The sequence below is a fragment of the Xylanibacillus composti genome (genome assembly GCF_018403685.1).
Taxonomy (GTDB): Bacteria; Bacillota; Bacilli; order Paenibacillales; family K13; genus Xylanibacillus; species Xylanibacillus composti.
Genome location: NZ_BOVK01000036.1, coordinates 72,049 through 98,517, shown reverse-complemented (window position 1 = coordinate 98,517; position 26,469 = coordinate 72,049). Strand labels below are relative to the sequence as shown.

The 26,469-nt window shown below is 52.9% G+C and carries 23 protein-coding genes; 15 read left to right on the top strand and 8 right to left on the bottom strand.

The features are described from left to right. Positions 1-457 precede the first annotated feature (457 nt). The 5 genes from XYCOK13_RS13515 (at position 458) to rbsK (ending at position 7,246) form a co-directional block, all read left to right on the top strand. Positions 458-1,387, top strand: a complete 930-nt coding sequence (locus XYCOK13_RS13515; protein ID WP_213412686.1) for a nucleoside hydrolase — start codon at positions 458-460, stop codon at positions 1,385-1,387. 275 nt (positions 1,388-1,662) lie between these two features. Then, on the top strand, positions 1,663-3,315 hold the full coding sequence (locus XYCOK13_RS13510) for a glycoside hydrolase family 9 protein (RefSeq protein WP_213412685.1): 1,653 nt from the start codon (positions 1,663-1,665) through the stop codon (positions 3,313-3,315). 83 nt (positions 3,316-3,398) lie between these two features. Beyond that, positions 3,399-5,114 (top strand): putative glycosyl hydrolase, encoded by a 1,716-nt coding sequence (locus XYCOK13_RS13505; RefSeq protein WP_213412684.1) that lies wholly within the window; start codon positions 3,399-3,401, stop codon positions 5,112-5,114. Between the two features lie 202 nt (positions 5,115-5,316). Next, positions 5,317-6,300 carry an aldo/keto reductase gene (locus XYCOK13_RS13500; RefSeq protein WP_213412683.1) on the top strand — a complete coding sequence of 328 codons (984 nt, stop codon included), beginning with the start codon at positions 5,317-5,319 and terminating at the stop codon, positions 6,298-6,300. Then, the gene (rbsK, locus tag XYCOK13_RS13495) at positions 6,248-7,246 is read left to right on the top strand and encodes a ribokinase (RefSeq protein WP_244865145.1); all 999 of its coding nucleotides are present in this window, start codon (positions 6,248-6,250) and stop codon (positions 7,244-7,246) included. Before XYCOK13_RS13500 ends, rbsK begins: the two co-directional genes overlap by 53 nt. A gap of 119 nt (positions 7,247-7,365) precedes the next feature. Here the strand turns inward: rbsK and XYCOK13_RS13490 are convergent, their stop codons facing one another. Next, entirely contained in the window at positions 7,366-9,162 is a 1,797-nt protein-coding gene (locus XYCOK13_RS13490) for an ABC transporter ATP-binding protein (RefSeq protein WP_244865143.1), read from the bottom strand. Positions 9,163-9,372: 210 nt separating this feature from the next. Continuing rightward, positions 9,373-9,813 carry a hypothetical protein gene (locus XYCOK13_RS13485; protein ID WP_213412682.1) on the bottom strand — a complete coding sequence of 147 codons (441 nt, stop codon included), beginning with the start codon at positions 9,811-9,813 and terminating at the stop codon, positions 9,373-9,375. 187 nt (positions 9,814-10,000) lie between these two features. Between XYCOK13_RS13485 and XYCOK13_RS13480 the strand changes: the two genes are divergently transcribed. Together XYCOK13_RS13480 and XYCOK13_RS13475 are read left to right on the top strand one after the other, a co-directional pair. Next, positions 10,001-10,378, top strand: a complete 378-nt coding sequence (locus XYCOK13_RS13480) for a DUF423 domain-containing protein (protein WP_213412681.1) — start codon at positions 10,001-10,003, stop codon at positions 10,376-10,378. 192 nt (positions 10,379-10,570) lie between these two features. Beyond that, positions 10,571-12,094: a putative bifunctional diguanylate cyclase/phosphodiesterase gene (locus XYCOK13_RS13475; protein WP_213412680.1), complete on the top strand. Its 1,524-nt coding sequence runs from the start codon at positions 10,571-10,573 to the stop codon at positions 12,092-12,094. Positions 12,095-12,267: 173 nt separating this feature from the next. Here XYCOK13_RS13475 and XYCOK13_RS13470 read toward each other — a convergent pair whose 3' ends face one another. Continuing rightward, entirely contained in the window at positions 12,268-12,771 is a 504-nt protein-coding gene (locus XYCOK13_RS13470) for a hypothetical protein (protein ID WP_213412679.1), read from the bottom strand. 161 nt (positions 12,772-12,932) lie between these two features. On the opposite strand from XYCOK13_RS13470, the gene XYCOK13_RS13465 reads away from it, so the two are divergent. Then, on the top strand, positions 12,933-13,238 hold the full coding sequence (locus XYCOK13_RS13465) for a YunC family protein (RefSeq protein WP_213412678.1): 306 nt from the start codon (positions 12,933-12,935) through the stop codon (positions 13,236-13,238). Between the two features lie 148 nt (positions 13,239-13,386). Here XYCOK13_RS13465 and mtnA read toward each other — a convergent pair whose 3' ends face one another. Further along, positions 13,387-14,469 carry an S-methyl-5-thioribose-1-phosphate isomerase gene (gene mtnA / locus XYCOK13_RS13460; protein WP_213412677.1) on the bottom strand — a complete coding sequence of 361 codons (1,083 nt, stop codon included), beginning with the start codon at positions 14,467-14,469 and terminating at the stop codon, positions 13,387-13,389. Between the two features lie 3 nt (positions 14,470-14,472). Beyond that, positions 14,473-15,693, bottom strand: a complete 1,221-nt coding sequence (mtnK, locus tag XYCOK13_RS13455) for an S-methyl-5-thioribose kinase (RefSeq protein WP_213412676.1) — start codon at positions 15,691-15,693, stop codon at positions 14,473-14,475. 164 nt (positions 15,694-15,857) lie between these two features. On the opposite strand from mtnK, the gene XYCOK13_RS13450 reads away from it, so the two are divergent. The 7 genes from XYCOK13_RS13450 to XYCOK13_RS13420 all read left to right on the top strand — a co-directional run bounded on the left by XYCOK13_RS13450 (position 15,858) and on the right by XYCOK13_RS13420 (position 23,364). Continuing rightward, positions 15,858-16,436, top strand: coding sequence for a DUF1802 family protein (locus XYCOK13_RS13450; protein WP_213412675.1), 579 nt, complete (start codon positions 15,858-15,860; stop codon positions 16,434-16,436). A 223-nt stretch (positions 16,437-16,659) separates the two neighbouring features. Further along, on the top strand, positions 16,660-17,487 hold the full coding sequence (gene sufC / locus XYCOK13_RS13445) for a Fe-S cluster assembly ATPase SufC (RefSeq protein ID WP_213412674.1): 828 nt from the start codon (positions 16,660-16,662) through the stop codon (positions 17,485-17,487). A 22-nt stretch (positions 17,488-17,509) separates the two neighbouring features. Continuing rightward, on the top strand, positions 17,510-18,814 hold the full coding sequence (sufD, locus tag XYCOK13_RS13440) for a Fe-S cluster assembly protein SufD (protein ID WP_213412673.1): 1,305 nt from the start codon (positions 17,510-17,512) through the stop codon (positions 18,812-18,814). After that, complete coding sequence (locus XYCOK13_RS13435) at positions 18,811-20,037, top strand: cysteine desulfurase (RefSeq protein WP_213412672.1); 1,227 nt, start codon at positions 18,811-18,813, stop codon at positions 20,035-20,037. The genes sufD and XYCOK13_RS13435 overlap by 4 nt, the downstream gene beginning before the upstream one ends. After that, the gene (gene sufU / locus XYCOK13_RS13430) at positions 20,024-20,476 is read left to right on the top strand and encodes a Fe-S cluster assembly sulfur transfer protein SufU (RefSeq protein ID WP_213412671.1); all 453 of its coding nucleotides are present in this window, start codon (positions 20,024-20,026) and stop codon (positions 20,474-20,476) included. The genes XYCOK13_RS13435 and sufU overlap by 14 nt, the downstream gene beginning before the upstream one ends. Positions 20,477-20,493: 17 nt before the next feature. Beyond that, the gene (gene sufB, locus XYCOK13_RS13425) at positions 20,494-21,891 is read left to right on the top strand and encodes a Fe-S cluster assembly protein SufB (protein WP_213412670.1); all 1,398 of its coding nucleotides are present in this window, start codon (positions 20,494-20,496) and stop codon (positions 21,889-21,891) included. A gap of 279 nt (positions 21,892-22,170) precedes the next feature. Beyond that, complete coding sequence (locus XYCOK13_RS13420; protein ID WP_213412669.1) at positions 22,171-23,364, top strand: C40 family peptidase; 1,194 nt, start codon at positions 22,171-22,173, stop codon at positions 23,362-23,364. 134 nt (positions 23,365-23,498) lie between these two features. On the opposite strand, the gene XYCOK13_RS13415 is transcribed toward XYCOK13_RS13420, so the two are convergent. From XYCOK13_RS13415 to XYCOK13_RS13405, 3 genes are all read right to left on the bottom strand, one after another. Further along, positions 23,499-24,548, bottom strand: a complete 1,050-nt coding sequence (locus tag XYCOK13_RS13415; RefSeq protein ID WP_213412668.1) for an HD-GYP domain-containing protein — start codon at positions 24,546-24,548, stop codon at positions 23,499-23,501. A gap of 133 nt (positions 24,549-24,681) precedes the next feature. Further along, the gene (locus XYCOK13_RS13410; protein WP_213412667.1) at positions 24,682-25,710 is read right to left on the bottom strand and encodes a ThiF family adenylyltransferase; all 1,029 of its coding nucleotides are present in this window, start codon (positions 25,708-25,710) and stop codon (positions 24,682-24,684) included. Next, a complete protein-coding gene (locus tag XYCOK13_RS13405; RefSeq protein ID WP_213412666.1) occupies positions 25,707-26,450 on the bottom strand; it encodes a molybdenum cofactor biosynthesis protein in 744 nt (247 codons plus the stop codon). The genes XYCOK13_RS13410 and XYCOK13_RS13405 overlap by 4 nt, the downstream gene beginning before the upstream one ends. Positions 26,451-26,469: the final 19 nt, after the last annotated feature.

Genomic DNA, 26,469 nt, shown 5'->3' with positions numbered 1-26,469 from the left:
TTCGGTTGGCAGTCATTCTCCGGTCAGCAGCAAGACATTCGGTAAGCGGTCATTCTCCAGGCACTGATCAAGACAACGCGCGAGCAGGCGGCCATTTGCTGGGCATCACCCATCACACAAAAAAAGGAAGCTTCCCTCTGAATTGGTGGGTTATTTTATAGGTTCGTATGAATTTTATGCAATGTTGCCGATACTTTGTTGACTCATTAGCCAAAGCTCTTTAATATTCGTAATAAAGGAAAATGGATACGCGTATGCTTGGATGACGAAGCTTGCTGTCAAGTGGTATGAACACGCGTTCACATGCACAGTATATCAAAACCGCAAGAGGTGCCCCTTAGATCCTTGCTGTCTCGCAAGCTGGGAGAAAGAAGCTGCCGAAAATCTAGTCCTATATATGCTGTTTGCAAAACGTACGAAGAATATTGGATATTCCCATCAACAGGAGGAAGCTGCCATGAACTTTCCAACGATTACTGAAGAACAAAGATTCGCCCGGCTGCAATTTCCGCAGGGCAAGGTTCGCATGGTTCTGGACACAGATACGTACAATGAAATTGATGACCAGTTTGCTGTTATCTACTCATTGTTGTCGGGAGAGAAGCTGCAGGTGGAAGCTTTCTATGCGGCGCCCTTCCACAACGAGAAGTCCAGCGGGCCGACAGATGGCATGCAAAGAAGCTACGACGAGCTCTTGCGCATTCGTGATCTGATGAAGCTGCCGGAGCATCCGCCTATTTATAAAGGCGCAGAACGGTATATGCCGGGAGCAAGCGAGCCCGTCATGAGCGATGCGGCTAGGGACTTGATCCGGCGTGCCCTAGATTCATCACCGGAAGAACCACTCTACGTAGTGGCGATCGGGGCGATCACGAACGTGGCATCGGCCATTGTGCAGGAGCCGTCGATTATCAACAATATCGTAGTTGTCTGGCTTGGGGGCCATGCCTTGAATTGGCCGGATACGCGTGAATTCAATTTGAAGCAGGATCCGCATGCGGCGCGAATTATACTGGATAGCGGTGTTCCGCTTGTGCTTGTTCCATGCATGGGCGTGGCAACGCACCTGACCACGACTTTGTCGGAGCTCCGCGATTATGTGAAGGATACCGGTCCGGTCGGCAGCTACTTGTATCACTCATTTGAAGAAACGGCTGCGGACCATAAAGGCCACTCCAGAGTAATTTGGGATATCTCGACAATTGCTTGCCTGCTGGATGAACGCTATGTCGAATCGGATTTCGTGCATAGCCCGCTGCTTACGGAGGAAATCACGTGGGGCCATGACACAACGCGCCACATCATCCGCTGTGTGCGCTTTCTGCATCGTGACCGAATATTCAAGGATCTGTTCGACAAATTGGAGCAATTCGGCAAGCGCAGCTAGCTCGAAAAATGTCATGAAACTGTTCGATGGGTCACCATTCTGTGTGGCATCGGTTTCACCTGTTGTGTATACTTGTGAAGGCGTTAGGGCCTATTAGACCGGAAAACGTTTCAGCAATACCATCATTGCGCTTTTCTCATTTCGCCATAGGTGAAGATGCATGTTGCAGGGCATTTTTACTTCGCAAGGGGCTTCCGAAGCTCAACGTGCAGGAGCATAGAGATAAATTTGCAAGGGTAACAACTTGCGGAAAAAGATAAGGAGAGAAGAGACTTATGACAGAAACGAACCGTTCAATCAGGCTGGGTCAGCTTGGTTTTCATCCCGGCGAGCATAAGATGGCTGTATTTCTGCAAGGGGAAGAAGGCGGTGCATTCGTTGTAGAAGACGCGGCAAGCGGCAAAGTCGTATTTCGCGGCAAGCTGCGCGGACCGATTCAGAGCGAAGCCAGCGGCGAGCAGCTGTATCAGGCTGTGTTCAGCGAGTTGGATCAGCCGGGAACTTATCGCATGAAGGGATCGCAAGGCGAGGCTTCAGCAGTGTTCGCCATCGGCGAGGAAGTGTTTCATGACGCACATCAGGCAATGCTGAAAGCTTTTTACTATTTGCGTTGCGGCATGGAACTGGAGGAGAAGCATGCTGCACCGTGGACGCACAAAGCGTGCCATCTGACGCCGGCAATTGTCTACGGTCAGGAGGACCGCCGGATCGACGTGTGCGGCGGCTGGCATGATGCCGGGGACTTCGGCAAGTATGTCGGGCCTGGCGCCAAGGCCGTAGCGGATTTGTTGCTTGCTTATGAAGATGCGCCTCAGGCTTTCGCGGCGCCGGTGCATATCCCGGAATCAGGATCGGGCGTGCCGGATGTGCTCTCCGAATGCCGTTATGAGCTGGAGTGGATGCTGAAGATGCAGGACACGGAGACCGATGGCGTGTTCCATAAAGTGACGACTTTGAAGTTTCCGAGCTTCAGCTGTATGCCGGAAGACGATTTGGCGGATCTATACTTGTCGCCGATCTCCGCAGCGGCGACAGGATGCTTCGCCGGTGTGATGGCGATGGCGGCGCGCGTGTATAAGCCTGTCGATCCGGCGTTCGCGAAGCGCTGCCTGGACGCGGCTATTCGTGCGTGGGGATGGCTTGTGCGCAACCCGGAAGTGCCGGGCTTCAAGAACCCGCCTGAAATCAAAACGGGCGAGTATGGCGACAGCAACGACCGTGATGAGCGGTTCTGGGCGGCAGCGGAGCTGTATCGTACGACGGGCGAGAGCGAATATCATGCCGCGTTCCGCAAGCTTGCGGAGGAAGCGAATTTCTACCTGTACCGCCTGGGATGGGCGGACATGGGCGGGTACGGGGTGCTGGCCTACCTGCGGCTGCCGGCTGCACAGCAAGATGCGGCGCTCGCAGGCAAGCTGAAGCAGGGCTGGATTGCCCAAGCGGATGATTTCTTGAAGCGCAGCGAACAAGACGGGTATGGCATCTCACTGCTGCCGAGCCATTATATCTGGGGCAGCAACATGCTGGTAATGAACCACGCGATGACGCTGCTGATTGCGCATCAATGGACCGGCAAGGAAGCGTACCGGGCATGCGCCTACAATCATCTGCAGTACATCTTCGGCTGCAATCCGGTCGATCTGAGCTACGTGACAGGGGTGGGCAGTCGGTATTTCATGGAGCCGCACTATCGTCCGGGTATTGGCGACGGCATCAAGGAGCCGGTTCCGGGCATGGTATCAGGCGGACCGAACAAGGGGCTGCAGGACGAGGTCGCGAAGAAAGAGCTTTCCGGCCAGCCGCCTGCCAAGTGCTTCCTGGACCATTCCGAAAGCTACTCGACCAATGAAATAACGATTTACTGGAATTCGCCGACCGTATATGTAACTGCGCAATTCACGAAATCCAGAGTAGCCGCGCATGCCTAGAGCGGCACCATATCTTTTCAAATCTTAAACGGTAACAGGAATCGCATCTTGAGAGAAACACCTAGAGGGAGAGGAGCTTGCATATGTCACAGTCTTACAAGAACTTTGATTTGGCGATTTATTGTACAGCAGGGGATCTGGAGAAGATCACCCGGGAGCAGCTGGAGAAGGATTTGGCTTTTTTCCAGAAGCATCTGAAGCTGTCCAAGGTTTACATTGAGAATCACAGGGGAGAAATCCATCTTTCCAGGGAGCGTCTGCAAGAGCTGAAGGAAATCTTCGAATCCAAAGGCATTGCCACGGCAGGCGGCATCACGCCGACTCTGCCGGCCTCCTATCGTCCGGGCTACAATCGGTTGTTCGGCGGCATCTGCTATACGGACGAAGCGTCGCGCAAGCAGTTCCAGGATGCGGTGGAAACTGCGGCAGCCGTGTTTGATGAAGTAATTTTTGACGACTTCTTCTTCAACAATTGCGCGTGCGATACCTGTTTGGAAGGCAAAGGCGAGCGGACTTGGGAGGAATTCCGCCTGGAGCTGATGACCGAGGTTTCGGAAAATCTGATTATCAAGCCGGGCAAGGCTGTGAATCCGAATGTGAAGCTCGTTATCAAATATCCGAACTGGATTGAGTCGTATCAATCTACCGGTTACAATACCGAAACACAGCCGAAGCTGTTCGACGGTATTTATACCGGTACGGAAACGCGCAATCCATACAACAGCCAGCAGCATATTCCGCGTTATGCTTCCTATTCGCTTATGCGCTGGATGGAGAACATGAAGCCAGGGCAAAACGGCGGCGGCTGGTTCGACAGCCTGGACTGCACATACATCGATTACTATTTGGAACAAGCGTACCTGACCGTCTTCAGCAAGGCGAGAGAGCTGACCTTGTTCTGCTACGGACTGCTCAAAGACTCGCTGTACATTCCGCCGCTCGGCTTCCAATTGGACAAGCTGGATGAACTCGCGCCCAAATTGGGCGAGGCTGTAGGCTTGCGCGTATATCAGCCGCATCACGCACGCGGTGAGGATCATCTGTACAACTATCTTGGCGGACTGGGCATTCCGTTCGAGCCCTCCCCTCACTTCCCTGAGAATGGCGAGAAGGTGCTGGTAGCGGCCGATGCTACAAGAGATCCGGACATTCTGGAGAAGATCAAGCGTCACATGCAGGCAGGCGGCGAAGTGATCATGACTTCCGGCTTCCTGGAGAAAATGGAAGGCAAGGGCGTGGAGCAGCTGACGACGCTTCGCACGACAGGCAAGCGCATTTCGGTGCAGAAGTATGGGATGGACACGCGTATTTGCACGTTCGACCGCTTTGCAGAAGGGGCTGAGCCTGTGCTGTTCCCGGTGCTGGAGTACAGCACGAACGGCACTTGGCAGATGATTATCGGCTTCAACAGCGACTACAACCTGCCTGTGCTGATGTATGACAACTACGGTAAAGGCAAGCTCTACACGTTGACAGTACCGGACAATATGGCCGATTTCCGCAAGCTGCCGCAGGAAACGCTGAATGCCCTGCGCCGTGCTTTGGTCGGAGAGCTGCCATGTGTGCTGGAAGGCAAGAATGAAGTAGGCTTGTTCGTGTACGACAACGGCACAGTTATAGTGGAATCGTTCCGCACGGAGCCGGAGCGCTGGGGAATCCGGGTGCCGGCTGACAGCGAAGTGGTGCGCGCGAAGACGGGCGAACCGGCGAAGCGCATCCGCGAGGAGGACGGTGCGGCAATCTATGAAGCGCTGCTGTACCCTTCCAGTTTCGAGGCTTTCCAAATTGTGAAGAAGTAAACAACCACAGATGATAGGGGAAGCTGCCTGCTCGCTCGTGCGGGGCAGCTTTCTCCGTTTTTCCGAAAGCTTGCTAGGCCGGGAGAGCGCTTGGTCGCATCAGTTACCTCGAAGTGAGCAAGTAAAGGCAACTTGATTATTTTACAGTAAGCGCTGTCAGTCTATAATGAAGAGGAGATTCAAACCAAGGAGGCAACTTGAAATGGAATATAGGGAACTGGGTTCAACCGGATTGAAAGTCAGTGAAATCAGCTTCGGCACATGGGCGATTGGCGGCGGCTGGGGGCAAGTCAACGACGAGGAGTCCTTCAAGGCGCTGCAGCGTGCGATGGACGCAGGCGTAAATTTTTTCGATACGGCGGATGTATACGGGGATGGCCACGGCGAAGAGGTTGTGGGCAAGGCGACGAAAGGATTGGAAGGCAAAGTGCATATCGCCACCAAGTTTTGCAGACAAGGGGATATTCATGATCCGAACAACTACGCCGAAGCGGCTGTCCGCAAGTACTGCGAAGACAGTCTGCGCCGGCTTCAGCGCGAGGCCATCGATCTCTATCAGGTGCACTGTCCGGCTACGCAAATTCTCCGTGACGGCGCAGTATTCGAGGTATTGGACAAGCTGCAGGCCGAGGGGAAGATCCGCCACTATGGCGTCAGTGTGGAAACGGTAGAGGAAGGCTTGATCAGCCTGCAATATCCGAATGTCAAGGCTATCCAGTTCATCTACAATATTTTCCGCCAGAAGCCGGAGCAGGAGCTGTTCCCGAAGGCGAAGCAGCAAGGTGTAGGCATCCTCGTGCGACTGCCGCTCGCGAGCGGTCTCCTGACCGGCAAGTTCAAGGAAGATACCGCCTTTGAGGCAGACGATCATCGCAACTTCAACCAGAACGGCGAAAGCTTTAATGTTGGCGAAACGTTCGCCGGTCTGCCGTTTCGCAAGGGCGTGAAGCTGTCTCGCCAACTTGCCTGGATTGCAGAAGGACGTGGCAGCATGACGCGTGCGGCTCTGCGCTGGATCTTGGATAATCCGCACATTTCTTGCGTCATTCCGGGCTTCAAGAACACGGAGCAGGTGGAAGACAATCTGGCGGCGGCGGATGTCCCATCCTTCACCGTGGAGGAGCGCCAGCGGCTTGCCGCGTTCTATGAGCAGGAAGTCAGGGACCACATCCGCGGGCCGTATTGAGATGGCGGCAGACATTCGGCAAGGCATTGCCGTCATTGGCAGTGTCAATATGGATATCGTCAATCGGGTGAAGGCGCATCCGCAACCGGGTGAAACCATTCATGGATTAGGCACTTCCTACTTTGCCGGCGGCAAGGGGGCCAATCAAGCCGTGGCCGCTGCACGCAGCGGTGCGGCAGTATGGATGGTCGGCGCAGTGGGAAAGGATGACTTCGGCAGGCAGCTGATGGATGGCCTGCAGAAGGATGGCGTTCAGGTGACCGCAATGGAGGTCAAGGAAGGCCATTCTGGCATGGCGTTCATAGCTGTAGATGATGGCGGAGAGAACAGCATTATTTTGTCCCCAGGCGCGAATGGAGAAGTGACTGCGGAGGATGTGGTCAAGCATTGGCCGGTTGTGCTGGAGCACTGCCGCGCCATCCTGCTGCAAAACGAAATTCCTTGGCCGGCAACGGCAGCGGCGATTCACGCTGCAGCCGAGGCCGGGGTGAAGGTGTATTTGAACCCGGCCCCTGCCTGTGAGGTGCCTGCCAGCGAGCTGTCCCGGATTGATGTGCTGATCGTGAATGAGAGCGAAGCGGCGGCGATTTGCGGCATCAGGCCGCATGATGAAGCAACTGCGCGGCATGCCGCGGCGGAGCTTGTACGCAGCGGCGTGAAGACAGCGATTGTTACGATGGGCGAGAGGGGAGCTTGCTATGCGGATGTCCGGGGCCAAGCTGCGTTTGTCCCGGCTTTCCGTGTCCAAGCCGTGGACACAACGGGCGCCGGTGACACATTCATCGGGGCTTTCTGTGCCGCCTATGAGACGAAGGGGATGCCCGTTCCCGAGGCGATGCGCTTCGCGGCGGCGGCATCGGCCATAGCTGTAACACGTTCCGGCGCGCAGGCAGCGATCCCGCGCGAGGCAGAAATCATTCGCTGGCTCGCAGCGCATGCGCGATAAATATAGGAGTGGAAACAGTCTGAAACGAACGGGGCTGGTTTCCTCTCTTTTTCAACGGCTTCCTCTGAAACAGCTGTCAACATAGAATATCTCGAACAACGCAAAAACAAGCGCGCTGATTACAGCGCGCTTGTTTGCAATGCTTCCATTTCATAAAATTCACCGCGGCGTTGAAGCAGCTCGTCATAGGTGCCGGATTCGGCGATCTGACCTTTCTTCATCACCACGATGCGGTCTGCATCGCGGATAGTGGACAGACGGTGGGCAACGACGAATGTCGTTCTGCCCTTGATCAAGCGGCGCATAGCTTGCTGCACCTTGTGCTCGGAGATGTTGTCGAGCGCCGAGGTAGCCTCATCCAAGATAATGATGCGCGGATCGCGGATAAGAGCGCGGGCAATGGCAATCCGCTGGCGCTGTCCGCCCGACAGCCGTCCGCCGTGCTCGCCGATCAAGGTGTCGAGACCGTCTGGCAGCTGTTCGACTACATCGCGCAAATTCGCCATATCGACAACTTCCCAGATTCGCTCTTCGCTAATGTCAGGCAGGCCGTAGGTGATGTTGTCGCGGATGGAACCGGAGAACAGGATGCTGTTCTGCAGGACAACGGCCAGTGATTTGCGGTATTCCAGCATGTCGAGCTCATTCATCGGGATGCCGTCGATGGAGATTTGCCCCTCGGTCGGCTTGTAGAAGCCAATCAGCAGATTCAGAATCGTCGACTTGCCGGCGCCGGATTCGCCGACGAAGGCTACGGTCTCGCCTGGCTTCACATGCAGGCTCATGTTGCGCAGCACGTGCTTGTCCGAATCCCGGTAGCTGAAGCTGACCCGCTCAAAATCAATTTCACCGCGGATTTGGCCAGGCTTGCGCTTGCCCTTGTACTCTTCCGTATCCTCGTTCAGCAAAATTTCTGTAACTGAGTGTATGGACTCGAATCCTTTGGCAATCATCGGATAGACGTTCAGCAGCTGGTTCACGGACATCATGATCATGTTAAAGAACCCTTGATAGAGAACGATGTCGCCAACGGGAATGGAGCCCCTATAGGCCAATACCGACGTGAAGCCCAGACAAGCCAGCTGAAACAGCTGAAAGGTAACCCAGTTAGAGGAGGAAAAGTAAGCCTCCAGCATGTCCAGACGAATGCCCCGTCCCTTCAAGCGGCGCAAGGAAGTGTCGACCTTGTCGATGGCGACTTTCTCCAGGCCGTGTGCACGGGTAACAGGGAGCATCTCCACCATTTCCGAGACGGTCCCGGACATCTCCTCGATTTCCTTCCGGAATTCGTTGTTCGTACGGCGAATGCGCTTGCGGAATTGGGAAATCAAGAAGACCGATGTCGGTATAGTCATGAAGAAAAAGGCGAACACGCTAACACTGTGCGTGTAGACAATAATGAGCGATACGGCCATATTCATGACGGCAGACAATACCGAGATCATCATCTGCTTCGAGAGAAATTCGATCGCTTCCACATCGCGCAGCACCTTCGCCTGAAGCTTGCCTGACTTCAGCTCGCCATGAGCAGCCATCGACAGATGCTGCAGCTTGCGCACCAGCGTGCTCCGCAAGCCGGCTTCCACGAAGCGGATCGCCTTGCTCGCAAAATGAATGTATAGCGAATGGGTAGGGATATTTTGAACCAATACAACAGCCATCACTATCAAGTTGATCCATACCGCTTTCATGCTGTGTTCATCCGGATGCGTGGCGATGTTGATCAGGTTGGCTGTGACGATCGGCAGCGCCCACGCGGGTGAGCTCTTAATGAGAAAAAAGAAAATCGACAGCAGGATTTTGCCAAGATGCGGCTTATACAGCGTCATCAAAAATTTGGCAGGTCTGCCTACGGCCAAAGAGCGGTCGTCGAACATTCGCTCCATGTCCAGCGTTTCGTTCAAGCTTCTATCCAAGGTTGATCCCTCCACAGGTGCGGCTTTTCTCTAGTCTTCAATTACTTAACCACGGAACAGGTCGCTTGTAAAGGGGAGAAACTTACACAAAATTCGAACCTGAGGATGTTATGCCGAAAAGCGTTCCAAACAAAAAAAACGCGCAGCCGGCAAGCCTGAATGGACAGGTTTGCCGTTGCGCGCATTCGCTTGAACCATGGAGCAAAGGCCTCAAGCGATGGAAGCTCCGATAATCGTATAGAAGAGAAACAGCACCAACGGCACTGCGGACAGGACGGTACCCAATATGGGAAACAGCTTCTTGCGCTGCTTATTGAACAAGCTGATAAGACCCATAATGATGCCGATGAGCGTAAGCAGGCCGCCGCCCAGGAAGCACAGACCAATCAGACCGAGCACCATGACGACCTGCTGTTCTTCGGCGGTCAAATTATAAGGATCGGCGATGTCTGGATCGAAGCTGCCCAGAATATCCTGATTGCTAAGCGCCATGCCAAAACCGATCATCGCCAGAATGATGGCGAGCACCCCAAGCACAGTAGCGGCTATTCCCAGGCCGGAATGCTTCTCAGGCGCCTGCATGCCCGATGCTGAAGGGGCTTCGGAAAATGCCGGCTGCTGCCCTTGCTGTTGCTGTTCATTAGATTCCATTACGTGTTGACTCCTTCCTTTTTCGGTGAACCGTCATTTCAGTTGTCGGATTCCCACTCTCGGATTTCTTATTTAACATTGTCTTACATTCTCGCAACAAATGCAAAATCCTGCTTGCGATTTATTTTTCGTCGATGATTCGTTATGATGGAAAAGAATACGGGACAATAACAGGAGGTTGAGAATTATGGCTGCCAAATTGATGTTCTGGGCAAGTATGCTGGCAATGCTGGCGGTAGCGCTGGGCGCATTCGGCGCGCATGCCCTCGAGGATCGGGTATCGCCGGAGCGGATGGGAACTTACGAAACAGCCGTGCAGTACCAGTTTTATCATGCGATTGCACTGTTCTTGACAGGCTTGGCTGCCAGAGGGCAGAAGCCGTCTTCACCACTGGTTTGGGCGGGGCGTCTGTTTGTTGCGGGGATAGCGCTTTTTTCTGGAAGTCTCTATATTTTGGTGGCTACAGGCGTGACCTGGCTTGGCGCCATTACGCCGCTGGGCGGTGTATCTTTCATTCTTGGATGGATTCTGCTCGGCTTGAGTGTGAAAAAATCAGAATTGTAAATAAAGAATATGATATTTTGGCGAGGAAATAGCAGGAATTTGTCAAAAAAACGAGAATAAGTGGTAAAATGGACTTGGAAAGCGTTTATCAAACAACCACTGCAGCGCATCCGAATGGGAGAAAGGAAAGAGGCTGGCAAGGAAGGCCGCTTTTCGAAGAGCGATTGTATTGGAGGGACAGGGGGGGTTCCATTGCGGAGGAAGACACGTAACCTGTACTTCCTGCCAGTTCTGGTTTTATATTTGCTGGGCAGTGCAGCGTGGGTATACTGGCAGCTGCAGCATGCATGGTTCGTCGGAATCACGGCAGCGGCTTGCCTGTACTTTATGGTGCTGTTTGCCCTGGATGCGAAGGAGAAGCGCCAGAAGGAACTGGATCACAGGCGGTCTGAGGCCAGAATCAAGCACATGGCCTATTACGACGACATGACGGGACTGCCCAATCGGCGCATGTTTCGGGAGAAGCTCGAGGAACGCTTGCAAATGCTGCGAAATCAGAACGAAACCGTTGTCGTCATTTATCTCGACATTGATCGCTTCAAGCTGATCAACGACTCATTAGGCCATGACAGCGGAGATATGCTGCTCTTGCAAATCGCCGAGCGGTTGACGCACTGTGTAGGGGTGAAAGACTTCCTCTCCCGTATGGAAGGGGATGAATACGCGATATTCTACTCGGGTGTGTACAGGCAGGAGGATATCGAGGAGCTGGTATCTGCCATCACAGACAGGCTGGAGCCAGCGTTCCAAGTACAGGATTATTCCATACATATCAGCGCCTCTCTGGGCATCTCCATGCGCATGGAAGATGACGATACGCCTGAGCTGCTGATGAAATATGCGGATCTTGCTTTGTCTCGCGCGAAAGAACAGGGAAGGAACAATTACCAGCTGTATACCCACAGCATGAACATGCGCTCCATGGAACGACTGCAAATGGAAAACGACATGCGGCGGGCGCTGGCGGACGAGCAGTTTATCCTTCATTATCAACCGCAGGTCAACGTGACGACAGGCGAGGTAATCGGGATGGAGGCTCTGCTGCGCTGGAAGCATCCGGAACGCGGGATGATACCGCCTGGACGGTTCATCCCTGTCGCCGAAGAAAACGGGATGATCGTTCCAATCGGGAAGTGGGTGCTGTATCAGGCCTGCAAGCAGAATAAAGAATGGCAAGATCTCGGCTATGCGAAGGTGCCGGTATCCGTGAATTTATCTACACGGCAGTTCGTTCAGCAGAACCTGCCCGAACAGGTGGCAGAGGTGCTCAGGGAAACCGGACTGGAACCCCGCTATCTGGAGCTGGAGCTGACCGAGAGCATGACTTTGGATGTGGAGTATACGGTCAAGACATTGGTGCAGCTCAAGCAGTTGGGCATTCAGATCAGCATCGACGATTTTGGCACAGGCTACAGCTCGCTCAGCTATTTGAAGAAGTTTCCGATCCACAAGCTGAAGATTGACCGCTCCTTCGTCCGCGACATCATGGATGATCCGAATGATGCTGCGATTGTCGCTACGATTATCGCCATGGCGAGGCACTTGAAGCTTCAGGTCATTGCAGAAGGCGTGGAAACAGTAGAGCAGCTGCACTACTTGCGCGAGAATCATTGCCATGAGGTGCAGGGGTATTATTTCAGTGAACCGATCCCGAAGGATAAGGCGGAAAGCTTCTTCAGCAATTGGAATGAAGTGGCAGCGGGTCTGCACTTGTAGCCGTGGTGCCAAGCGGCAATCGCGTCACAAGGCGTCCGGCAGGAAGGAACGGCCATAGAACAACAAAGATCTGTCCCCCCGGCCATAATGGTCCGAGGACAGATCTTTTGCATCCGGGAGGGCAACCAGAGCAAGACTGGCTGTCCTTCTTTTTTTTGGTTGATCAAGCTTCATCAGCTGATGCCGAAATCATCGATTTCATTCACATGCACGGTGTAGACGCATTTTTCATCTACATGATAAACCGCAACCAATCCGGTATTCTCATCGAAATTCAGAATACGGCAAGGGATGCTTTGCCGGACTCCCTTGCCCTTGAGCACAGACAGCCGGACGAGGGTATTGTTGTCGCGAAAGTGATATAGCAGCTCGGAGATTTGCCGATTGTTGTTGGCATTTTCCGGTTTGGATTCAGTGGAAGCGGCCTTGGAACCTGTCGGATTGGCAGCCGGCTCGGCTGCTTGAGTCAGAGGCAGTTCGGGCGCTTGCTTGAGCGACGCCTTGGCTTCTTGGATCAGGCTGCCTACTGGCACACCTGAGGTGATTTTATAATCGACAACTGCTTCTTGGTTCAGGATAGTAGAAACTTTTTGCATGGCTTCCTTCTCGTTGGATGCTTCCACGAGGAGTTCCAGGGTGAACAAATGATGGTTTTTCTTTCGTTGCACATGGCTCACTAGTCTTCAGCCTTTCTAACAGTTTGGTGTTCTGTAACACTTGCTTCTATCATACACCGAATGGGCGGGAGAAGGAAACACGATCGTCCCATTCTCTCATATACTAAAATGAACGATGGCGTCGGGTGCAGGTCAGACAACAGTGAAAGGAGATGGTGCCGATGATGCAGGTACAGCCGATTTCATTGGATGAAAGCAGCACAGTCATAGGGATCGAAGTCAAATTGCCAAAAACGACTTTGCTGGTTATTACCTCCGACAAAGGCTACATTATGTGCGGAGCGCTGGATGTAGCCCTGTTAAACGAGAAACTCCAGGATCGAAAAATCATCGCAGGAAGAGCAACGGGAGTCCGTACACTGGAACAATTGCTGGACGCACCGTTGGAGTCTGTAACGACAGAGGCAGAAAAGATGGGGATCGTGAAAGGGATGTCCGGAAGAGACGCTATGCTGAAGATGCTCTAGCTGGTGCAGGGGTCGGAAAGGAAGACGCGGTTGGCATAATAGCTTAAAACGATACTCCGATACGACTGAGTCAGTATTCTCGGCTGCACGCGCCGTGCGCATGACAGCTGGGCAGACTCAGCAGTCGTATCGGAGTTTTTACAGACGCTTACGAAAACAGCTTGGGCAGATTTTCCTGATAGGAAGGATAGACAATGCCCTTTTCTGTGATGATGGCCGTGACATATTCGTGCGGCGTAACGTCAAATGCGGGATTGTACACCTTGACCCCGACAGGCGCGGTGCGCTTGCCGAAACCGACTGTGATTTCATCCTCATGCCTTTCCTCAATCGGGATCTCCTTGCCTGTTGGCGTGTTCAAGTCGATCGTAGACATGGGGCAAGCTACATAGAATGGAATGCCGTGCGCTTTGGCGAGAACGGCAACGCTATACGTGCCGATCTTGTTCGCCACGTCGCCGTTGGCCGCAACCCGGTCCGTTCCGACGATAACAGCCTGAATCCAGCCCTTGGACATGACCATGCCGGCCATATTGTCGCAAATAAGGGTTACATCCACACCCGCTTGCTGCAATTCGAATGCCGTCAGGCGAGCGCCTTGCAGAACCGGTCGAGTTTCATCGGCAAATACCTTCAATGGCATGCCCTTCTCCTGTGCGAGATAGAAAGGCGCCAGCGCTGTTCCATATTTGGCGGTAGCCAAGCCGCCGGCATTGCAGTGCGTCAATACCCCCATGCCGTCCTTGAATAAAGTCAGGGCATGTTCGCCGATCAGCCGGCATGTTTCCTCATCTTCGGCTTGAATCTGGATCGCTTCTTGCAGCATCGCCTGCTTGAATGACTCTGCTTCCAGTCCCGCATCCTGGGCAAGGGAAGCTGCCTTTCCCTTCATGCGGTCCAATGCCCAGAACAAATTGACCGCAGTTGGCCTTGAAGTAGCGAGATAACTGCACGCTTTCTCCACTGCCTCCCTCAGTTCCGCTGTATTGCCCCGAGCGTGCTGAATGGCCAGATATACGCCGAAGGCAGCGCTGATGCCTATCGCAGGTGCGCCGCGCACCTTCAAGTGGCGAATGCCTTCCCACACTTCCTCGGGTGTGCGAAGCTGCAAATAAACAATTTCTTCAGGGAGAAGACGCTGGTCCAGCATTTCCAGATGGTCAGATGCCCAGCGAACCGATTGCAGCCCTTCTGTTTGTTGTGATGGTGTAGTCACCTGCTCATTCCCCATTTCTTATTTTCCCTGCTCGATGGCCGACCATTGCGTCTGGACGATATCCAACACTTCGTCAATGGAAGCGAGCGAACGGTTGCGCTTGATGAGCGTTTTGCCGATGGCCAGAGCCAGTCGCTGCGCCTTTTCTTTGCGGGAAGCGTCCGGTATTGTGTCAATATCGGCAACATGGGACAGACCGATAATGCGGCGTACCATCTTGCACCCGGCAAATCCGACTGTGTCCTGCAGCAGCTGCTTCATATAATGCTCCTTGTAACCGGGGGTAGCAGCCATCCGGTCAACAAGCTGCTCGTCCCAGAGCGAGGAAAATTTGACATGGAATTGTTCCCAGATGGAGGTCGCGGTCTGAAGCAGATACGAGCGGTAATCCGCCAGATCTGCGCCTTCCTTCCAGCCTGTCTGAGCGGCATAATTGAGCAGTAAATTGGCGATGATCGCTCCGACATCGAAGCCCATCGGCCCGTAATAGGCAAATTCCGGGTCAATGACCTTCGTGGATGTTTCCGTGACGAACACGCTGCCGGTATGCAAGTCTCCATGCAGAAGGGCTTGTCCTTCAGTCAGGAACTTCTGACGCAAGAGCATGACTTCCAGATGCAGGGCGCTGTCCTGCCAGATTCGTTCCACTTCATCGCGAATCGCTTCATCAAAGGAATTGTTCTCCGAATCGGTATAGGGATCGTCGAAAATCAAGTCTTCGGTTATTTTGCACAGCTCGGGATTGATAAACCTTCCCGTCTGGATTTTCTTCTCCTGTTGGTTCATTCCAAGATCCGAGGTGAAGAACAGGGTCCGCGCCAGAAATTCGCTGATGTGCTCGGCAAAGTGCGGATAGCGGCGTCCTTCTATCAGTCCGCGCCGCATGATGACGTGATCGCTGAGATCCTCCATTACGGTCAGTGCCAGCTCCGGCTCGTAGGCAATAAGCCTAACGGTAAGCTCCGGACACAAGCGTCCCTGAACGGCGAGGGCCTCGCTCTCAATGCGGGCGCGATCCAGCGTGAGCGGCCACGACTCTCCCACTACCTTCGCATAAGGCAGCGCTTGTTTCAGAATGACGCTTTTGCCAGAGCCCTGATCTTGAATGTGAAAAACGAGATTCAGGTTGCCGTCGCCGATTTCACGGCAGGAAAGCTCAGCGTCTGGCGCAAAAAAATCAGGAAGGCGTCGAGCGTATGCGGTCGCTTCCTGCTCACTTAAAGCATGGTATGAGCTCATAAGGCTGAATTCCTCCTCCGGGTACATTCCCTCTATTCTTTTTCTTAGTATAACGAATTCAGGATTTCTCGCAATCCCTGAAAGGGATCTCGGCATGGAGGATGTTTGCATTCCTTCCTGACATACCCCTATAATGAAGGTTGACAAGAGGGGGGAAAAACCAGATGCAAATGCCGAGAATAGCCTTGAAGGAGTGGGCGGCCGCTGTAAAAGCATTGGAGCAGGGAAAGCAGATGCTGCTGATGCGCAAGGGCGGAATTGCGGAAGAGACCCGGGATTTTCAATTGCAAAGCCGATATTTCAGTCTGTTTCCTACCTATGAACATCAGAAGCAACATCTAATTAAGGAAGCGGACCGCCACATCCTGGATGCGACACTGGAGGAATGGCCGAAGGATGAGAGCCGCTGGCCGATAACGATTGTGGCGGAAGCGGTCGAGGATTTGCTCATTCACGACGCGAATGAACTCCAAAAGCTGCAGGACGAGCATATTTGGACAGAATCATTTGCCGAAGAGCGCTTGCGCTGGAAGAAGACACAACCGCTTCATGTGCTCGTACTTCGCGCACACCGCTTGCGGGAGCCGATCTTCTTGCCGATGCTGGAGCAATACGGGGGATGCAAATCGTGGATTGAGCTCGCGGGAGAACTTCCGGAAAGCGTGGAGACTGAGCCGGTTCTGGATGATGCGGAATTTAACAAGAGATTGGATCGAATCCGGCGTGCTGTGGGCAAGATATAAGTGGAAGTTCCAAAAAAAATCCCGCGCAGCCCTTTATTCGACAGACAGGTTTCGTTATAATAGTTTTAATTAATGAGAATCAGTGAGAATCAAGTAAGAATGATTCTTATTAGATATAGAGCATAACTTCCCCGTTAGCCAGTTTCCGCAGACATGTGCTGAGGGCGACTGCCGATGCGGGGCAATGCCATTTACAACTATTCAATTCTGGAGGGAATATAAGATGAGCAACGTGCAATTTACCATCCAAGGCCTGAAGGCGCAGATAGAGGGCAAGGACATTTTGAAGGGTGTAGATATTGAAATAAAAGGCGGAGAAATTCATGCCATCATGGGCCCGAACGGTACAGGCAAAAGTACCTTGGCCTCTGCCATTATGGGTCATCCGGCTTATGAGGTCACAGCAGGCAGCATTACCCTGAACGGGGAAGACGTGCTGGAGATGGAAGTGGACGAGCGCGCAAGAGCAGGGCTTTTCCTGGCCATGCAGTACCCAAGCGAAATTGCGGGTGTTACGAACGCGGACTTCCTGCGCAGCGCGATTAACGCTCGCCGCGGCGAAGGCAATGAGATTTCCTTGATCAAGTTCATTCGCCAAATGGAGGCGAGCATGAAGAGTCTGGCCATGGACCCCCAATTCATGCATCGCTATCTCAACGAAGGCTTCTCTGGCGGGGAGAAGAAGCGCAACGAAATCTTGCAGATGGCCATGCTGGATCCGAAAATTTGCATTCTGGACGAAATCGACTCGGGTCTGGATATTGACGCGCTCAAAATTGTCGCAGACGGCGTGAACGACATGCGCAGCGAAGAACGCGGATTTCTGATTATTACGCATTACCAACGCCTGTTGAACTATATTACTCCTGATTTCGTCCACGTCATGATGCAAGGACGAATTGTACGCTCCGGAGGCCCCGAGCTTGCCCAGCGCCTCGAGAATGAAGGCTACGAATGGCTTAAGGAAGAGCTTGGCATTGAGGATGAGACCGTAGGTCAGGAATCCGAGGAATTCCAGGTGCCTATGAATACGACTGCCCCGAAGTATTAATTGAATCAGGAGGAATCGAAGGATGACAACCGAAACAGTATTGCCAGCTAACCGCGATTCCATTCAGGCCGCATCGAAAGCAAACGGTGAACCGGAATGGCTGATCAACCTCAGGGTGAAGGCGCTGGAGCTTGCGGGCCAGCTGGAATTGCCGAAGCTGGAGAAGACGAGAATAGACCGTTGGCAGATCGACGCTTACGGAGCCAACAAGGCGGCGCAGCCGGTAGCCGAAGCAACCGGTTTGCCCGAGATTGCGAAGGACTTGCTGCCGGAGAATGAAGCAGGACATCTCATTGTCCAGCACAATTCCGGCGCTGCATATACACAAATATCCGATGACCTGAAGAGCCAGGGCGTGATCTTCACGGACATGGCCACGGCAGCTCGCGAACACGGCGATCTGCTGCAGCAGTATTTGCACACCGTCGTGAAGCCCGAGGAGCACCGCTTGACCGCATTGCATGCGGCTGTTTTCCAGGGAGGCATCTTCATTCATGTTCCGAAGAACGTTCGTGTGGAGCTGCCGCTGCAAGCGTTGTTTATCAGCGATGACGCGGAAGCATCCTTCTCGCCGCATGTGCTGATCGTAGCGGAGCAAGGCAGCGAGGTGACCTATGTGGACAATGTCGTATCTGCCGGACTTCGTTCTGAGCTGGTGCACAATGCGGTAGTGGAAATTGTAGCAAAGCCGGGAGCGACGGTGCGCTTCGCCTCTGTTCATCGACTGGGCAAGGAAGTGACAGATCTTTCGACACGCCGGGCAATTGTGGAGCAAGATGCGCGCGTGGAATGGATTCTCGGGGAGATGAACGACGGCAACTGCATGTCCGATACGACGTCGATCCTGAAGGGCAACGGCTCTTCTTCCGATCATAAAGTGATTTGTGTGGGGACAGGGGATCAGAAGCTGAACATTACGACGAGAGCGGTGCACTTTGGCCGTCAGTCTTCGAGCGATATGATCACACGCGCGGTTATGCGTGATGAAGCAACGGCCATCGTCAACGGCATCACGAAGATTGAGAAGGGTGCTACCGATGCGAACGGAGAGCAGACCGAGCGCGTGCTGATGCTCAGCCCGAAAGCCCGCGGCGATGCGAATCCGATGCTGCTCATTGACGAGGATGAGGTTAAGGCCGGTCACGCGGCAAGCGTGGGACAAGTGAACAAGGATCAGCTGTATTATATGATGTCGCGCGGCATATCCAAGGATCAGGCGACCCGTCTGATCATCTACGGCTTCCTGGCGCCGGTAGTATCGGAAATTCCGCTGGAAAGTCTGGAGAAAAAGCTTTCCGAATGGGTAGAAAGGAAGCTCGGGCAATGAACGCCGCAGAGATTCGCAAGCAATTCCCTATATTGGACCAGGAAGTGAACGGTCATCCGCTCGTTTATCTGGACAGCGCTGCAACCTCGCAGAAGCCGCTGGCTGTCATTGAAGCAGTCGAGCGTTACTATAAAATGGACAATTCCAATGTGCATCGGGGTGTGCATACCCTTGGATCACGGGCTACAGATGCCTATGAAGGGGCAAGGGAGAAGGTGGCGCGCTTTCTGAATGCGCCTTCCGCCAGCCAAATTATCTTCACGCGCGGCACGACGACGGCGATCAATCTGGTAGCCTCAAGCTATGCACGGTCGGTGTGCAAGGAAGGCGACGAGATCGTTATCACGCCGATGGAGCATCACAGCAATCTGATTCCTTGGCAGCAAGCTGCCAAGGCGACAGGAGCAACGCTCAAGTATATCCCGTTGCAGGAAGACGGCAGCATCGCGTTGAAGGATGCAGAGGCAACCATTACGCCGAATACGAAAATGGTAGCTATGACGTATGTTTCCAATGTGCTTGGCATCATTAACCCGGTCAGGGAGATCATCAAGCTGGCGCATCGGCATGGCGCCAAGGTGCTGCTCGATGGCGCCCAGAGCACTCCGCACATGGCTGTTGACGTGAGCGAGCTGGATTGCGACTTTTATGCGTTCTCGGGTCACAAGATGTGTGCGCCTACCGGCATCGGAGCGCTATATGGCAAGCGAGAATTGCTTGAGCAGATGGAACCGATTGAATTCGGCGGAGAAATGATCGATTTCGTGGAGCTGTACGACTCCACCTGGAAGGAGCTGCCGTGGAAATTTGAGGGGGGCACGCCGATTATTGCGGATGCGATCGGTCTTGGCGCGGCCATCGATTTTCTCACGGAAATAGGCATGGATCGAATTGAGCAGCATGAGAAGCAAATTGCTGCATACGCTATGGAGAACATGGCGAAGATCGAGGGGCTGACAATTTATGGCCCCAGACGTGATCGGGCGGGTCTGGTGACCTTCAACCTGGATGATGTCCATCCTCACGACGTCGCAACCGTGCTGGACTCGGAGGGAATAGCTGTGCGGGCCGGGCATCATTGCTGCCAACCGCTGATGCGCTGGTTAAACGTATCTGCTACTGCCAGAGCAAGCTTTTATCTGTATAATACAGAGGAAGATGTTGATAAGCTTGTTGCCGCGTTAACCAAAACAAAGGAGTATTTCGGCCATGCAATTGGATGAACTATACCGGCAAGTCATCATGGATCATTATAAGACACCTCGCAATCGCGGTATGCTTGATGGGGAAGCCGTATCGGTTCAATTGAATAATCCGACATGCGGAGACCGCATCGAGCTGCAGATGTTCATCGAAGACGGCAAGGTGAAGCAGGCCCGTTTCGAAGGAGAGGGATGTTCCATCAGCATGTCCTCGGCGTCGATGATGACAGACGCAATCAAGGGCAAGACGCTGGAGGAAGCATTGAAGCTGGCGGAACAGTTCTCCCAGATGATGCAGGGACAGGAACATGAAGAGTTCGAGTATGAAGACATGGAGGCTTTATCGGGTGTAACGAAATTTCCAGCCCGCATCAAGTGTGCGACATTGGCTTGGAACGCGCTGCGGAAAGGGATCGTGCAGAGCAAGCACGAGCTGGACGGCGGATCAAATGAATCTTAAGAAGGAGGTAGGGACGAATGGCTAAGCAAATGCCCGAAATTGGCGAGTATAAATATGGGTTTCGCGATGAGCATAAAGCGATCTTCCAAACGGGGAAAGGGTTGACTCCAGAGATCGTTAGAGAGATTTCCCGCATTAAGGGTGAACCTGCATGGATGCTGGAGTTCCGGCTGAAATCGTTGGAGCAATTCAACAAAATGCCAATGCCAAAGTGGGGAGGAAACCTGGATGAGCTAGATTTCGACGACATCCAGTATTATGTCCGCCCATCCGAGAAGCAGGGGAAAACTTGGGAAGAAGTGCCTTCGGAAATCAAAGCGACTTTTGACAAGCTGGGAATCCCCGAGGCCGAGCAGAAATTTCTGGCAGGGGTTTCCGCGCAATATGAGTCTGAGGTTGTGTATCACAGCATGCAGAAAGAACTGGAAGATCAAGGTGTCATCTTCTGCGATACGGATACGGCGCTGCGTGAGCACCCGGAAATTTTCCGTGAATATTTCGGCACAATCGTTCCGCCGTCGGACAACAAGTTCGCCGCGTTGAACAGCGCGGTTTGGTCTGGCGGTAGCTTTATCTATGTGCCGAAGGGCGTAAAGTGTGAAATTCCGCTACAGGCTTACTTCCGGATCAATTCTGAGAATATGGGGCAATTTGAGCGGACGCTCATTATCGTTGACGAGGATGCGTTCGTGCATTATGTGGAAGGATGTACAGCTCCTGTGTACAGCACGAACTCCCTGCACAGCGCCGTCGTCGAGATTATCTGCCGCAAAAATGCCCGTGCGCGTTACACGACGATCCAAAACTGGGCGCCGAACATCTATAATCTGGTGACAAAGCGTGCGGTAGCCGAAGAAAATGCGACAATGGAATGGGTAGACGGCAATATCGGCTCGAAGCTGACGATGAAGTATCCGGCAGTTGTGCTGAAGGGCCGCGGCGCGAAGGGCAGCGTGCTTTCGATCGCTGTTGCCGGCAAAGGCCAACATCAGGACGCAGGCGCCAAGATGCTGCACCTTGCTCCGGAGACGACTTCGACGATTGTCTCCAAGTCCATCAGCAAGCATGGCGGCAAGGTCACTTATCGCGGACTGGCATCCTTTGGCCGCAATTCGCAAGGGTCGAAGGCGAACATCCAGTGCGATACGCTCATTATGGATAAGGAATCCACGTCGGATACGATTCCATACAACGAGATTCTGAACGACAACATTACGCTGGAGCACGAGGCGACGGTATCCAAAGTCTCCGAAGAGCAGTTGTTTTACCTGATGAGCCGTGGATTGACTGCTGCCGAAGCGACGCAAATGATTGTCATGGGCTTTATCGAGCCGTTCACGAAGGAATTGCCGATGGAGTACGCTGTTGAGATGAATCGTCTGATCAAGTTTGAGATGGAAGGCAGTATTGGTTAATTCCAATATGTAATTAATTTCAATATATACGTGTCTGCGCAATAAAGCTGCGCGGACACGTATTTTTATTTTGGCGCGATGTTTGCTTAGTGTAAATATGATGTGCTTTTCTAAATCTGTATGATTTGGAATATGCAAGTTGGAAATTCTGACCTCATTAGTACGCTTTTTCATCCAAGTTCGCGCGTCGTTACCCGCATATTTGAACGCCAATCGCTTCATCCTATGATCAGGACGGAAGAGGTATCCGGACCCCAAATCAATGAAGGAGCGGTGAATATGAAGCGATTATTGCGGGCCATGGGTATCAGCTTGGTTGCGCTGTCGATCGGCGTCGTGAGCGCTTGCGCCAATACAAATCAAGACCAAGCACGCCAGCAGTCAGTGGAAGACAAGAACCAAAAGCAAAAGAATAAGAATGGGAAGTCAAAGCAAGCACAGGAAAAAGGAAATCGTTCTAATCAAGCTACTTCCAAGAACAAGAAGTCTCAGGCTAACAACAAGGGCAACAAGAAAAGAAGAATCCTCGAAAATGACGGACTTTCTAACCAAAGACAATTCAATTTGATGCAAACACCGCAACAAGCGATCCCGATTCGAGACCAGCAGAACGAGGTGCGGGACGATCAAGTTTCGGTTGTGGAAATGAACGGAGAGGTCTACGCTCCTTTGCTGCCGCTTATGCGCAAAGCGGGATTCCGATTTGTCCAGCAGGATGCGGAAACAGGTGCTTTTCAAATTGGTGATCACGATATCGTCTATGTGCTGCGAAGCAACAGCAATCAGGCCATGAAGGAGGAAGCTACTGTTCAGCTTCCTGATGCAGTACGAGAAATCAATGGTCAGCCGTATGTATCGATCGAGAGCCTGCAGCAATTGTTCGGCAACGAAATAACGGCTGAATGGGATGGAAGCGATCGTATCCAGCTGCAACCGGCACCGGATCTGATGCCGAATGACACCGCTCAGGATCTGGATTTCGCCGAAGATCCGACAGGAGAGGACACGGAGGTTTGGCAGTCCTTAGACTCAGAGATATGGGAAGCAGAAGCGGAGCCGGTCCTGAAGAACATCAACATCGACAGCATGATTAATGAGGCGAGGAAATACTTGGGCGTGAAATACAAATTCGGGGCGAAGCCCTATTCGAGTTCAAACAAACGGTTTGACTGTTCTTCCTATACCCGGTTTATCTTCGACAAATACGGGGTGGATTTGCCGCGCACGGCGCGCGCGCAGGCGAGGAAGGGCACGACGGTCAGCAGGAAATCTCTGAAGAAGGGCGATCTGTTGTATTTCTATGTGCCGGGAAGGTTCAAGAAGGAGAAGACGATTGGCCATGTGGGCATTTACATGGGCAATCAGAGGATGATTCATTCTTCGCCGGAACCAAAGGATGGAGTGCAAATTACAGATATCAATAAATCGTATTGGAAAGAAACCTTTGTCACAGCCAAGCGCATCGTAAAATAAGCCTTGTCGAAGCCAGAAAGTTGTGGTTATCGAATTGTCTTAACAGGCTCTTCCTGTCCAATCAAGGATACAGCCTGTTTCATTGCCAAAAGGAAACAGGCCTCACCTTCATGCATGCACTAGAGCCGGAACGGTTACACATATACGTTGGCCACCTCATATTGCATTTCGGCAGAAAGATCAATAAATCGATTTTCTAATCGAATAAGCGGACGGAAAAAATCGGAGTTGTTGATCATCACGATAATGCCGACCTCTCCGGTTGTAAGGCGTAAGCGCTTTCCGATAAAATTAGGAATCATGTGCTTGATAAACACTTGTACATAATAGGGATCAAGCTCCTCGAAGCTAAGCCGGTGCAGCTCTTTCAGAACGGCCAGCAGGTCGCGCTTCTCCTGATATACCCGAGTGGAGATCATCGCGCTGTATACGTCGGCAACGGCAACAATACGCGAGTAAGGATGAATGGCTGTACCGGCAAGTCGCCTCGGGTAACCGCTTCCATTCAACCGTTCATGATGCTCCAAAGCTACGAGAGCCAGCTCCTTTTCGCGGAAGCTATGCGACAGTATTTCGTATCCGTGCAAAGTGTGCTTCTTCACTTCTTCGAATTCTTCCTGGGTCAGCTTGGATGGCTTGAGGAGGATATCCTCGGAAATCAGGCTTTTTCCAATATCGTGCAAGTATCCGCATTTGCCGACCAAGTACGCTTCCTTCTCCCTAAATCCTGCCCATTTGGCCAAATAGTATGAAATCATGCCGACTTGCACGCTGTGCTGGTACGTGTAATCATCCTTGCTGTTCAGCGAAAGCAGCAAATTGACAACATCTTGCTCCTGCTTGAAATGCTCGATTAATGGGTTTAGCGTTTGCTCGACCTCAACGCCGTCAAGCTTTCCTTCGGCGCGTACTTGTTCGAACATGCCCCGGATCGTTTGAACGGCATCGCCGAAATCATCATGAAGCTGCTGCGAAATTTCACGCTTGGCGACATCTTGAAAGGGATCATGATCCGAGCTGGTGCGCGGCAGAATATCGACATAATCGACACGTAAAAATTCGAGCCGGTCAATATCCTGCCGATTCAATACGGCATTAGCGGAAAGGATCAGTATGCCGTGATCATTGAATATGTCTTTTTCAAGGCGGTCTCCCGGTTGCAATTCTGTTACATGAATGTTCATGGTTTTGTCACCCTGCTACTCTTCTGAATTTTGGAAATGAGGTGTCTTTGAAGTCTCTGAATATTTCATTCTACACAAAGCGACAAAAACCTTTTCAAATGCTCAATTTTTTCATAAAATCATACAGTTTTAGTCAATCTCCGACATATCGGCTATATAAGCTTCTGGCCATAGTAGGGTCCTCGGTACCCTGAATCAGGGCCCGCCCATCCGGGAACAGAACCAGCGTATGGGTATCGTCAGGCATAAAACGCAATAAAAATGGCGTCCGTTCGACTCGTCCGACCGGAGAAAGTTTTTTTACCATTGCATCGAAATCAAGCGAGGCCGGCTGCGCTGGTCGAATTTGAACCGAATTTCTCCCGCACATAGTCTGGGACCAGCCGACAGCTGTTTGGTCGTCCAAAAATTCGAAGCGCCGTTCTGCGCATGCCGGACAATCAGGCCGCTTGGCCTGAGACACATCGATCTGCGACCAGTGATTGCGCCAAAGGTCGAGCTGTACCAGCTGCTTCTGTACTGCATCCAAATCGCCCACAAGGCATTTCAAGGCTTCTGCCATCTGCATCGCCGTAATCGCGTGGATGATCGGAGAGATCACGCCGGCAGTATCACAGGTTTCCGCAGTTCCTCGCTCGGGCGGATTGGGGAACAGGCAGCGCAAGCACGGCCCGCGTTCAGGCAGAACCGGATAACAGACACCTCTGGAGGCTACTGCGCCGCCATAAATGTAGGGGATGCCCATCTTGATCGCATAATCATTCAATAAATAACGGACGGTAAAGTTATCGCTGCCATCAAGGATGAGGTCCGTGCCATGCAGCAGCTCCTCGGCATTGCCTGCATGCAAATCGGCCACGCGGGGGATGAGGCTCACTTCAGAATTGATGGCAGCGAGACGGATTGCAGCCGCTTCAGTCTTAGGCAGGTAGCGGCTGGCATCTGATTCATCATATAGCATCTGGCGCTGCAAGTTGCTGAATTCCACGAAATCCCGGTCGATCAGGCGAATTTCGCCAATCCCGGCCCTAGCCGCCATGTCCGCCAATGCGGAGCCCAGGGCTCCCATGCCGACGATTGCGATAGATGCCCGCGCTAATTTCTCTTGTCCGCTTCGCCCGATTGGAGCGAATAGATGCTGTCGCGAATAACGCTCGTTCATGTGGATTCTCCTTGAATAGGTGCTGCAGTCGGGTCCCAGGGGCCGGTTTGCGCGCCCTTCCATTCCGACCCGTCCTCCCATATTTCTTTTTTCCAGATGGGCACGATTTGCTTGAGCCGGTCAATGGCGTATCGGCTCGCTTCGTAGCAGGCAGCGCGATGCGGAGAAGAGACCGCTATAACGACGCTTGCTTCGCCAACGGCAACTTGGCCGAGACGATGGGTAATCGCGCAGAAAGCGCCGTTCCATTTCGCGCTGATCTCCTCTCCGATTTGGGCTAATGTTTGCAGGGCCATGGGGATATAGGCTTCATATTCCAGCATGACGGTCTTCTGGCCGTATGTATGCTCGCGGGTAGTCCCGACAAATAACAGCTCTGCGCCATGATCGGGATGTCGAACCATTCCCGCAACCTGTTCAATATCAATGTGATCATAAGTGATGCAAAACCGGCCGCCGGGGTCCGTATAACGGGCGCCGGTCTCCCCGCCGGAAACTGGAGGAATGAATGCCAGCTCGTCTTCGGGCATAACTGTATCCTCCTCGCGCGCATAGGCGCGATTTCTGGCGACAAAGCAGGTCGCGATCAGACTGCCGGCCTTGGGATGCCGTTCAGCTGCGGCTTGCTTCAGCTCAGCCGCGGTTAGCGCATCGGCTGGCAGCTCCAGCTCGATCAGGTTCGTGCCTGCCTGATCGGCGACCGCTGCAAAGCATTGGATTTTCCACGTTCTCGATTCCAAGGCAAACACCTCAACTACT